Consider the following 11,516-nt stretch of genomic DNA (forward strand, 5'->3'; position numbering starts at 1 on the left):
AACCTCCGACCCCGAAGCAGAGGCAGCCTCCTCGCGCTTTTCGCCGCTGCTGCTGGGAGGACTGGTGGCCTCGCTGCTGCTGGGGGCGCTGGCGGCGTGGCTAATGGTGCGCGATCGCCCGTCCTTCAGCGTCAATCCCAGCAGCCTCACCTTTTCCAACCAGACGATTCACACCAGCAGCCAGCCTCAAACGGTGACTCTGCAAAATACAGGCAGTCAGGCGCTACGGCTGGGACGGATTACACCCGTCGGGGCAAATCCAACGGATTTTCAAGTGGCGGAGCAATGCACCCGCGCCCCCCTGCCGCCGGCCCAGTCCTGTACGATCCAGGTCACGTTTACGCCCCAGGGTCAGGGCGATCGCATTGCGGATCTGGCCTTCAACGACATTACGGGCGTGACCCGCTACACCATTCCCCTGCGCGGCAATAGCCCCAGTGCCATTGGCGGCAGCCCCAGCCCCGGCAGTCCGTCGCCCACGCCCCCGGTCAATCCTGACGTGGCGCTGCGGTTCAACCCTGGCACGCTGGACTTTGGCGAGTGGCAGGTCAATGCCCAAACTGGCCAGCGGACGATCGCCCTGGTCAACAACAGCGCCGTTCCCGTGACGATTCAACTGGTGCGGGCCGATGGGCAGGCTCGCAGCGACTTTTTGGTGAGCGAGCAGTGTACGGGCGGGCCCCTGGCTCCAGGACAAAGCTGCCCGATTTTTGTCGCCTTTCGCCCCACGGCCCCGGGCCAGCGCACAGCGAATATTAACGTGATTGACACCAGCAATCGCCCGTGGAACGTGCCGCTGACGGGCTACGGCGTGGCCACTGCGCCCCAAACGCCCACCCTCAGCATTACGCCCGGCCGGGTAGATTTTGGTGCTGTCACGGTTCGCAATACTAGCCGCGAAGAGCGCTTCTTTTTGCAAAGCACGGGGGGCGTGCCCATCCAGCTTCGCAATATCAGCATCGAAAGCCGGACGGGAGATTTTCGACTGACGCGCAACACCTGCCCCAGTGACTTGCCGCCGGGGGCCCGCTGCGAGGTGGGCGTGGTGTTTAGCCCAGAGGGGGAGGGCGATCGCCGCGCTGCCCTGCGGTTCGACAGCAACGACTATCGGGGCACGGCCCGCGTCATGCTGATGGGTCAGGGTGTGCCGCCTGCGGTGCCTGCGCTGCGGGTCAACCCGCTATCCATCGACTTTGGCAGCATCGAGCTAGAGCGGGCCAGCGCCCCCCGCGCCGTCACCATTAGCAATATGGGCACCGCGCCGCTGCTATTGGGCGATATCCGGGTCAATGGCAACCCAGACTTTGTGAGCGATCGCAACTCCTCCATTGGCGCGGAGTGTTCCAATCTCTCGCTGCGGCCGGGGCAAAGCTGCGGCTTTAACGTCGTCTTTATTCCGCAGGTAGAAGGGTCGCGCAACGCCAATATCGTGATTCCGACAAACACTGGCTCCACCTCTGTCGTGCTGCGGGGCAACGGCTCGGTGCAGCGCTTCCCCACCCTCAGCATCCAGCCCACCAGCATCGATTTTGACAATCAGACCATCGGCAACATGAGTGCGCCCCGCTCTGTGACCCTGCGAAACAGCGGCAATGCACCCCTGATCCTGGGAAATCTGGGGCTGAGCGGGGAAAACCCGTTTGACTTTGCCACCTCGAACGACAGCAACTTTGCGATTAGCTGCACCAATGTAACGCTGGCTCCGGGTGAGGTTTGCACCGTCCAGATGATGTTCAACCCAACGGAGCCGGGATATCGCACGGCCCAGTTGGTGATTCCCCACAACGCCCCCAACAGCCCTGGACGGGTCAGGGTCGGCGGGGTCGGCCAGGCCGCGATTACGCCCCTCCCCGAACCGCTCCCCGATCCCATGCCCGAACCGCTCCCCAATCCACCCCTCCAACCCCTGCCCGCACCCCTCCCGCAGCCACTCAACCCGCTGTCTCGGTAGTCTGGCGGCGGAACCTCTGGGCGATCGCCCCAGGCAAGGTTTGGGCCGATCAGGTGATCACCGTCGGCTTGTCCATGCCCGTGTATTCCTTGATTTGGGCAATTTCTTCGGCGATCGCAATCAGGTCGCCCAGGGCCACCTGCGGGTCGAGGGTGTGTTTGGCGATGTTGGGTTCATAGCTTTCCAGATAGAGCCGCAGCGTTGCGCCCTTGGTGCCCGTGCCCGACAGCCGCAGGATCAGGCGAGACCCATCCGTAAAGCCAATGCGAATGCCCTGGTTTTGGCTAACGCTGCCGTCTACCGGGTCGGTATAGCTAAAGTTGTCGGCGTATTCGACCGCGTAGGAGCCGAAGGTTTTTCCGGGCAGCGTTGGCATTTGCGCCTGGACGTGATCGACTAATGCCTTAGCGCGATCGCTCGCCACCTCTTCATAGTCATGCCGCGAGTAGAAGTTGCGCCCAAACATCTGCCAGTGTTCCCGCACGATCTGCTCTACGGGCTGTTGCCGCACCGCCAGAATATTCAGCCAAAACAGCACCGCCCAGATACCGTCCTTTTCGCGGATGTGGTTTGACCCGGTGCCAAAGCTCTCTTCGCCGCACAGCGTCGCCTTGCCCGCATCCAGCAAATTGCCAAAAAACTTCCAGCCCGTCGGCGTTTCATAGCAACCAATCCCCAGCCGCTGGGCCACCCGATCCGCCGCTGCGCTAGTGGGCATCGAGCGGGCCACCCCTGCCAGCCCGTCCTTATAGCCGGGAACCAGGTGCGCGTTTGCCGCCAGCAGTGCCAAGCTGTCGCTGGGGTTGACGAAGAAATTGCGTCCCAAAATCATGTTGCGATCGCCATCCCCGTCAAACGCCGCCCCAAAATCCGGCGCGTCCTCTTTGAACATGATCTCCACCAGATCATGGGCATAGGTCAGGTTGGGGTCGGGATGGCCGCCGCCAAAATCCTCCAGGGGCGTGCCGCTGCGAACCGTGCCTGCGGGTGCGCCCAACTGCTGCTCAAAAATGGCATGGGCGTAGGGCCCGGTAACGGCGTGCATCGCGTCAATGCACAGGCGGAATGAGCCATTGGTCAGCAGCGCCCGAATCCGGTCAAAATCAAACAGCGACTCCATCAATTCCTGATAATCGGCTACGGAGTCGATCACCTCGACCACCATGCCACCCAGCTTGCTTTCGCCCAGCGTGTCGATGTCTACATCGGGCGCATCCAGGAGTTTGTATTCCGTAATTTCTTTGGTTCGCGCGAAGATCGCCTCCGTCACCTTCTCCGGAGCGGGCCCGCCGTTTTCGATGTTGTATTTCACGCCAAAGTCGCCATTGGGGCCGCCGGGATTGTGGCTAGCAGAGAGAATAATGCCGCCAAAGGCCTTGTATTTGCGAATCACGCAAGATGTGGCAGGCGTAGAGAGGATGCCGTGGTGCCCCACCTTCACGCGGCCCCAGCCATTGGCCGCCGCCATTTTCAGAATCAGTTGCACTGCTTCGCGGTTGTAATAGCGACCGTCGCCGCCCAGCACCAGGGTTTGCCCCTGATAGCCATCCAGACTGTCAAAAATCGACTGGATGAAGTTTGCGAGATAGTTGGGCTGTTGGAAGGTGGGAACAGACTTCCTCAGCCCCGAAGTTCCGGGCTTCTGATCGGCGAAGGGCTGCGTGGAAATGGTTTGAATATTCATCGACAATCCTCTCGGTTAAGCAAGTTCATGCGCTGACCAGCGGTTGGGTGATCTCGTTTGGACAGGGCCGCCCCTGCTCAAAGTCGTCTAGGTTGTCCAGGGTGGTTTCGGCAATATCCCTAAGCGCATCTTCAGTGAAAAAGGCCTGGTGTCCGGTCACGATGACGTTGGGAAACGTAACCAGCCGCTCGAAAACATCATCTTGAATAATCTCATTGGACAAATCTTCAAAAAACAGATCCGCCTCCTGTTCGTACACATCGAGGCCCAGTGCCCCAATGATTTTACCTTTGAGTGCATCAATTACCGCTTCCGTGTCGATTAGCCCGCCCCGACTGGTGTTGATCAGCATCACCCCGCGCTTCATCTGGTCGATGGTGTCGGCGTTAATCAGGTGGCGGGTTTCGGGCGTGAGGGGGCAGTGCAGCGAGATAATGTCGGCGTTTTCAAATAGCTCCGGCAGTTCCACATACTGAGCCGCACCCAGCGCCGTAAACTGGGGGTTTACCCGGTGGTCATAGCCCAAAAGCTGACAGCCAAAGCCATGCATGATCTGGGCAAAGATCAGACCGATTTTGCCCGTGCCGATGATGCCAACAGTGCGGCCACGCAGGTCAAACCCCATCAGTCCTTCCAGGCTGAAATTTCCGTCGCGGGTGCGGCTGTAGGCTCGATGAATCTTGCGGTTGAGCGCCAGCACCAGCCCCACAGCAAACTCTGCCACCGAAAAGGGCGAATAGGCAGCGACGCGGGCAGCCGTGATCCCCAGTTCCGCTGCGGTTTTGAGGTCTACGTTGTTATAGCCTGTGCAGCGCAGCGCGATGAAGCGAGTGCCTCCAGCGGCGATCGCCCTCAGCGTGGCCGCATCCAACTGGTCGTTCACAAATACACACACCGCCGGAAACCCAGCCGCCAGCACCGCTGTACGGGCATTCAGCGATTCTTCAATGAACACTAGCTCATGGCCCCGGGTGGCGCCGAGGCTTTCCAGAATTTCGCGGTCGTAAGCCTTGGCGCTAAACACTCCCACTCTCATACCAGTTCCTCGCAAATACCCAGCGATCGCCTACAGATCCAGCACTACCTTATGGGTCACTTCGCCGTGTTCATCAATGTCGTACACAATCGGCACGGCGGTTCCCAGTTCCAGCTTGGCTACTTCTTCGCCCGACAGCTTATCCAGTTTCATAATGATGGAGCGCAACGAGTTGCCGTGGGCGGCGATCAGCACGTTTTTGCCTTGCAGCAGGTAGGGCAGAATGGTTTCGTTGAAATAGGGCAAGACGCGGGCCTGCGTGTCTTCTAGGCTCTCGCCACCAGGGGGCGCAATGTCGTAGGAACGTCGCCAGATTTGCACCTGCTCGGCTCCGTATTCTGCGGCGGTCTGGGCCTTGTTCAGCCCTTGCAGGTTGCCATAGTAGCGCTCGTCTAGGGCTGCGTTGGTGAAAATGGGCAGCACTTCGTCTGGATTGTCGTAGTTATCCAGACCTTTCCAGTCGGGGTCGTCGTCGTCGTGCTGAATGATGGGAATCTTGCCGCCACAGATGTCGTCGCACTCGGTCAGAATGCAAACTGCGGTTTCAATCGCCCGAATCAGCTTGCTGGTAAACACCACATCTACGCGATATTCCCGCAGCTTGGTCGAGGCAATTGTCGCTTCAGCGCGGCCCCGTTCGCTCAGCGGCACGTCTACCCAGCCAGTGAACTTATTGACCGCATTCCAGAGGCTCTGTCCATGCCGGGTCAGAATTAATTTTGCCATAGGCTTAGAGAAGCGTTAGACGCTCTGAAATCAGGTGAAGTTAACGGTGAAATTAAAGATGAAACCAAAGGTTTTTTGCAGCTTGAAACCAAAAGCTAGTGCTACCCAGCAGCAAAGGTGCCGATGGTGTGAATTTTGAGGAAATTTGTGCCGCCCGTCACCTTCATCGGGATGCCGCCCACCACCAAGATGCGATCGCCCACCGAGGCCATCCCTCGCTCCAGCAGGCATTCCTCCGCCTGCCGCAGCACCGCCTCAAACTCGGTCGTTTCCTCTTGCAGCAGCACCGGCCTCACGCCCCACACCAAGTTCAGCCGATGGTATACGTCGATATTCGGGGTCAGCGCCACCACAGGAGCCGTCGGCCGCTCCTTCGAGGCCAGCTTTGCCGTATAGCCTGTATTGGTAAACGCCACAATGCACTGGAGCGGCAAAAATTGGTCGATGGCATTCAGCGCTTCGCTAATGGCGTGGGCTTCGTCTTCTTTGGAGGGGGGGTAGTTGACGAAGTGATAGTCGCGCTCCACCTCGCGGGCAATGCGCGTCATCATCTGCACCGCCTCCACCGGATAGGCCCCCATCGCCGACTCACCCGACAGCATCACTGCGTCTGTGCCGTCGAGAATGGCGTTGGCCACATCGCTGGCCTCGGCGCGAGTCGGGCGCGGGTTTTGGATCATGCTCTCCAGCATTTGCGTCGCTGTGATCACCGGAATCCCCAGTTCGTTGCAGCGGCGAATGATGCGCTTCTGTGTCAGGGGCACTTGTTCTGGCGGCAGTTCCACGCCCATGTCCCCCCGCGCCACCATAATCGCGTCGCAGGCGCAGAGAATATCTTCCAGGTTTTCGATGGCCTGGGGTTTTTCTAGCTTTGCCAGCACGGGCACATCGGCATGGCCCTTAGAAGCCAGCAAATCCTTGAGCGATCGCACGTCGTCACCCCGCCGCACAAAGCTCAGCGAAATCCAGTGGACATTTTGCGACAGCCCAAACTCCACATCCTGAATATCCTTGTCCGTCATCGATGGCAACTTCAGGTTCAGGCTGGGCAGGTTCACGCCCTTGCGGCTTTTCAGCAGCCCGCCCTTGACCACACGGCAGCGCACCTCGCGACCCACTACTTCCTCCACCTGCAATTCCAGCAAGCCATCATCCATCAGCACTTGCGTCCCTGGCGTTGCTTCTTCCCACAGGTGCGGATAGTCAATCGAGACGGTGTTGGGCTGCCCGTCGAGGGCATCGTCTGGCACCAGAATCAGCGGTGCGCCCTCCTCCAGGGGAATGCCCCCATTCGGCATTTGCCCAACGCGAATTTTTGGCCCTTGCAGGTCTTGCAGCAGCGTAATCGGCGTATCGAGTTCTGCCTCGACCATCCGAATCATTTCAATCGTCTTGGCGTGATCTTCGTAGGAGCCGTGAGAAAAATTGAGGCGGGCCACGCTCATGCCCGCATTCACCATTTTTTTGAGAATTTCGGGTGATCGGCTGGCAGGGCCGATTGTAGCGACAACTTTGGTGCGGGGGGTGAGGAGTTTCATAGCGGCAGTGGCAGGGTGAAGGTTGCTAAAGGCTGCTGACAGAATCCAACAAGCGAACCATCGACGAATTAGCGCACCGGGTCATGTAGGAATTTGGCTATGAACCTACCGCACAATCCTGAATGCTGTTTGATAACTGGATAACAGCAGCCTAAAAATCCCTAAATTGGTGTTGAGCGCAACAGTTCTTTTGGCCACTGCTGCATCGCCCGCTGAGACGGCGACGGATTGCCCAACCCCTGCGCCAGAATCAGTGATCCCTAGATGGCGATCGCCCACCGCTATAGCTCACCCTATCCATCTGCCCCATCAAAATCCATCTGCCCCATCAAAGGAGGACCCCATGCCACGCAAATTTGGAGAAATTGCTTTTACGCCCGGAGTCCTAGCCGCTCAAGAGCATCGTGGCTCTCGACAAACCTACGAACGCTACATTGCTCTTAATCGATTAATGGAGTATCCACATTGCCAGCAAGTCAAAGTTTGAGGGCGCATCCCAGTTATGCAAGTTTGCTCCCATCCCCCAGCCCCTTCTCCCAAAACGAGAGAAGGGGAGCCGGATTGGAAGTCCCTCTCCCGCTTTGGGAGAGGGATTTAGGGTAAGGGTTACAAAAGTGGAATGCACCCAAGTTTGGGGATATGCAGAATACTTAGAAGAAGACTAGAAGGGGACATAGATGCGAACGGAGAATAGACCGAAAAACTCCGGGCTTATGATTACTTTGCCCCCGCTGAACAAGCTATCTTATTTTACATCGAAGCGATTAGCGACGATTGCTCCTTAGCATACTCCACAGTATTCTGCACAGAGGGTTGAAGCGTTGAAGCGATGATGACTCCGTTGCGCGATCGCATTTCGACGCTAGAACAGCAGCTTGCCTAGGCAGCGGATAACGCCCTTGGTCGCTAGGGAAGGAATTCCTTCCTCGGTGAACTGTAGAGTCGTTGAGTCAATTATTGAGCAAACTCAATTATTGAACAAACTATTGAGCCAAATTATTGAGCCAAATTATTGAGTCAACGTTTGGGCTTCAATGCATTTGTACTGATTCCTGCTTGCAGAGATTTTGCCAAGATCATGAAGTCTGCTGAGTGTAGCGCGATCGCCCCAAGTTCGTAGAGCGATCGCGCTGTTGACTATTATTCTGCCCAAGGATTTTGTAGTTTAGCTCACAGAATTCTGTCTAAACCCGGTCGCAATGCTACATCCAAGATCAGGGAAACCCCGGCCCAGTGAGTAATTGCCGCCCAAAAAGCAGGGATTACCGACCATCTGTGCTAGAATTGAATCGTTGAATATAGATGCGCTACCCATCTACGTTGTTGCTTTTTGGTTGCACTTTTTTCATTGACTTAATTTTTTTGATTTAGGTTGCATTCCAGCTATTGCATTGAACTTTAAATTTTTGCAGTTTTGCTTCAGTGGAAAGTTTTCAGACTCATTCACCTAGCCTGAGCTTCTAAAGATAAGTTTCACTATAGGTTTCACTCTTTAAAGTCCTAACTTTTGAACTGAACCGAGCAAGGTTCATCCGCTGTCCCTTTGTACGCCAGTGAGGATCATCGAGTGATCGCAATCACACCTCGTCCCAATGGGCGAAAGTGGGGTACTGTAAGCTTTGCGTCTACTTTGCATCTGGGTCCAGTCTTGGACTTGCTGCTGGCTGATATTCCGCCACGCTGGAGAGCAGAGGTGCGTTTGGGACTTCAAGAGGCGTTAGTTAACGCAGCAAAGCACGGCAATAATCTCGACCCAAACAAAACCATTTTGGTTGAGTTCTACATTGTCAATAACGAACACTGGTGGATCATTTCCGACCAAGGCTGCGGGTTCGACCCTGCGGGGCCATGCCGAGAGGATTGTGTCGGGCGATCGCCCCAAGAGCAGCGAGACTGCGGGCGCGGACTCTATATTCTCCACCAGATTTTTGACCAGGTACACTGGAATACAGACGGCACAGAGCTTCGCCTTTGCAAGCAGGTTCGGAGCCGGGGGCGTTTGCCGCTCCTCTCTTAGTAGACGCTAGTGGGCGCTCTCTGCCCAAAGTTGGGTCTTTGGGTTCCGATTCTCCCAGGCGCGTAGAGCGGCTCGATGCACGTCGCTCCAAGAAACTTGGCGATCGCGGGCAATTTTGGCACAATCTTCATACTCCGGCTGAACGTTGAGCAGTTCTCCGCTAACGGGATGCTTCCCCAGCTTCATTGGGACTTCTCCAAATTCCGTCTCGACCGTCTGAAATTCTCGATCGAGGATAGTTCGCTGCTGCACTGACTCACGAATACCCAGCGTCGTAGTTTCGCGAAACAGGACGGCTTTGCAAATTTCGGCCAGGTCAATTGGGCAAATCACCGTGATCAGCGTGCCCAGGCGCGATTTTTTCATGGTCACAGGCTGCGTAAACACGTCCAGCGCTCCTGCTGCCAGCAGAGATTCTAGCGTGTAGGCGATCGCCTGCGGGTTTGCATCGTCAATCTGCGTCTCCAGAACCGTCACCTGGGAATTGGCTCCTGGCTCAGCAGTGGACGCTACGGCTCTAGCAGACTGGGGTAAGGGAATCCCCGATGGAGCGGTGTGAGCCGTCTGTCGATAGGCCCAGCTACCTGCCCCCAGTTCGGAGGATTCCCCAATCCACAGCCGCAGAATATTGGGAATCGGCAGCTCGCGCCCGCCGGCCCCCAGTCCTACGCGAGTCAGCGTCATCGGCGGCGGTGGGCCAAAGCTGGCTGCCAAGGTGGTGGCGATCGCCGCCCCGGTCGGGGTCACCAGTTCTCGCTCAATGCCATTGCTGTACACTGGCACCTGCCGCAGCTCCCACAGCTTCAGCACCGCAGGCGAAGGAACCGGGAGCCGTCCATGGGCGGCCCAGATTGTGCCCCCGCCCGTTGGCATCGCCGAGCAATAAAGCTGCTCAATGCCCAGCCAGTCCAACCCCAAACAGGTTCCCACGATATCCACAATCGCATCTGTCGCTCCGACTTCGTGGAAGTGAACCGCCTCGATGGGAATGCCGTGAACCGCGCTTTCGGCGATCGCCAACTGCCGAAACACCGCCAAACTCCACGCTTCCGCCCGAGGCGACAATCCTGCTGCCAAGATCAACTGCTCGATGTCTGTCAGATGCCGCGTGCCTGCGTGATGGTGTGAGGCAAGATCATGAGACGGATGCTCAGAGTCACTAATTGCACCTGTGGCATTGTCTAAAGAATGGGGATAAGCAGCCGGATGCTTGTGTGGATGCGGATGAAAATGACTTGCAGAATCATCGGAAAAATCAGACTCATGCGTGTGACTATGACTCTGGTGAGGATGTGGATGAGAATGTGAATCCGAATACTTTCCTGAATACGGCTCGACCGTATTTTGATTAATACTTTGATTAGTTAAATCATGAGATAAATCATTAGAGTGAGGTTGAGCATAGGCACGCTGAAAGGTTGAATGAACATCAACTCCTGGCTCTCGATGAGCCAGCGCCTCTGGATCAGGCAAGGCGTTTAAATCCACATGCAGTTTTGTTGCCGATTGCCCGTTTCGCTGCACGGTTTCGACTCGTAGCGTATATTCATGGGAAATGCCCAATCGCCGAAGCTGCGTTTCCAAATACTCCAGCGGCAACCCTGCGTGAATCAGCGCCCCTAGGCACATATCTCCGGCAATACCCGTCGGGCAGTCTAGATACGCAATCTTGGTCATAGATGAGCCTTGGAGTTGAGAATTGGAGTCGAGAAATTGAAGTTTAAAAAGTTGAGAGAACTAAACCGCTAGGCAGTGTCTTAAAACTCTCTAGGTCGTTGATTACCTTGAGTCGATCCCCTAAATCCTCCTTAATAAGGGGGACTTGCAGAGTGGTTCGGCTCGGTTCCCCCCTTTTTAAGGGGGGCTAAGGGGGGATCAAAGGGTTTCAAAACACGCCCTAAGATAGCCCGTCCTCAACTAATCTACAGTAAATAACGGTCGGGTTCAGACCCTGAGATTTGCGGTATATCCTTCACGCAGTTATTCCTGGCAGTTATTCCTGGCAGTTATTCCTGAATAGGCACTTGCTTGCTCCCCTCTGCACTAAAATCGGCCGCGAGCGTAATCGCTACGCCCACAGCCGATGGTCAATCGATTAGAAGATGAATCACACATTCCAAGGGCAGGAATGATGCCGACCCAGAGATTACGGTTGTCCTGGCTGAACCGTGCCATTGGGATTCGCCATCGGATCAGTGTTCATCGAATCTGGGTTCATCGAATCCGTCGAGCTTTCGGGTGCGCCCATCATCGGATCAAGAGACGGGTCAGCGCTCTGGGGAGGGGCCGTTTGGGGGGCAGCTTCAGGAATCGTCACGTTGACATCCGGGGGCGGAGCCTGCTGGATGTTTACATCGGGGGGTTGAACGTTCACCTCAGGAGGCTGCACGTTCACTTCGGGGGGAGCAGCGGGTTCTATCTGGGGCTGGGTATCGCTGCGCTGGGCCAGCGCGATAAATAAGGTGGTAAAGCCAGCGATCGCAGCCAGCATCAGGCCGAGAAACAACCCCCCAGAGGTATTGGCATTGTCTCGCGCAATCTCGGCTTGGCGACGAGCTTCATAA

Annotated in this window: 7 protein-coding genes and 2 pseudogenes; 3 read left to right on the forward strand and 6 right to left on the reverse strand. The window is 56.6% G+C overall.

What is annotated here, in order from left to right:
* A partial coding sequence (locus IGS51_RS20735; protein ID WP_297080660.1) for a choice-of-anchor D domain-containing protein occupies nucleotides 1-1,951 on the forward strand: 1,951 nt, incomplete at its 5' end.
* 49 nt (nucleotides 1,952-2,000) lie between these two features.
* Here the strand turns inward: IGS51_RS20735 and IGS51_RS20740 are convergent.
* The 4 genes from IGS51_RS20740 to pyk all read right to left on the reverse strand — a co-directional run bounded on the left by IGS51_RS20740 (nucleotide 2,001) and on the right by pyk (nucleotide 6,935).
* Nucleotides 2,001-3,635 carry an alpha-D-glucose phosphate-specific phosphoglucomutase gene (locus IGS51_RS20740; RefSeq protein ID WP_297080661.1) on the reverse strand — a complete coding sequence of 545 codons (1,635 nt, stop codon included), beginning with the start codon at nucleotides 3,633-3,635 and terminating at the stop codon, nucleotides 2,001-2,003.
* 25 nt (nucleotides 3,636-3,660) lie between these two features.
* The gene (locus tag IGS51_RS20745) at nucleotides 3,661-4,671 is read right to left on the reverse strand and encodes a 2-hydroxyacid dehydrogenase (protein WP_297080662.1); all 1,011 of its coding nucleotides are present in this window, start codon (nucleotides 4,669-4,671) and stop codon (nucleotides 3,661-3,663) included.
* A gap of 30 nt (nucleotides 4,672-4,701) precedes the next feature.
* A complete protein-coding gene (locus IGS51_RS20750) occupies nucleotides 4,702-5,397 on the reverse strand; it encodes a 2,3-bisphosphoglycerate-dependent phosphoglycerate mutase (protein WP_297080663.1) in 696 nt (231 codons plus the stop codon).
* 101 nt (nucleotides 5,398-5,498) lie between these two features.
* On the reverse strand, nucleotides 5,499-6,935 hold the full coding sequence (pyk, locus tag IGS51_RS20755; protein WP_297080664.1) for a pyruvate kinase: 1,437 nt from the start codon (nucleotides 6,933-6,935) through the stop codon (nucleotides 5,499-5,501).
* A 343-nt stretch (nucleotides 6,936-7,278) separates the two neighbouring features.
* On the opposite strand from pyk, the pseudogene IGS51_RS22460 reads away from it, so the two are divergent.
* Both IGS51_RS22460 and IGS51_RS20760 read left to right on the forward strand, forming a co-directional pair.
* A pseudogene (locus IGS51_RS22460) lies at nucleotides 7,279-7,374 on the forward strand (pyridoxamine 5'-phosphate oxidase family protein); the annotation flags it as partial.
* A gap of 1,128 nt (nucleotides 7,375-8,502) precedes the next feature.
* Entirely contained in the window at nucleotides 8,503-8,952 is a 450-nt protein-coding gene (locus IGS51_RS20760) for an anti-sigma regulatory factor (protein WP_172354228.1), read from the forward strand.
* A gap of 6 nt (nucleotides 8,953-8,958) precedes the next feature.
* On the opposite strand, the gene larC is transcribed toward IGS51_RS20760, so the two are convergent.
* Both larC and IGS51_RS20770 read right to left on the reverse strand, forming a co-directional pair.
* Nucleotides 8,959-10,629, reverse strand: a complete 1,671-nt coding sequence (larC, locus tag IGS51_RS20765) for a nickel pincer cofactor biosynthesis protein LarC (RefSeq protein ID WP_297080665.1) — start codon at nucleotides 10,627-10,629, stop codon at nucleotides 8,959-8,961.
* 469 nt (nucleotides 10,630-11,098) lie between these two features.
* Nucleotides 11,099-11,516 (reverse strand): annotated as a pseudogene (locus IGS51_RS20770) (hypothetical protein); the annotation flags it as partial.

It is taken from the genome of Thermoleptolyngbya sp. M55_K2018_002 (assembly GCF_015295965.1).
Lineage (GTDB): Bacteria > Cyanobacteriota > Cyanobacteriia > Elainellales > Elainellaceae > Thermoleptolyngbya > Thermoleptolyngbya sichuanensis.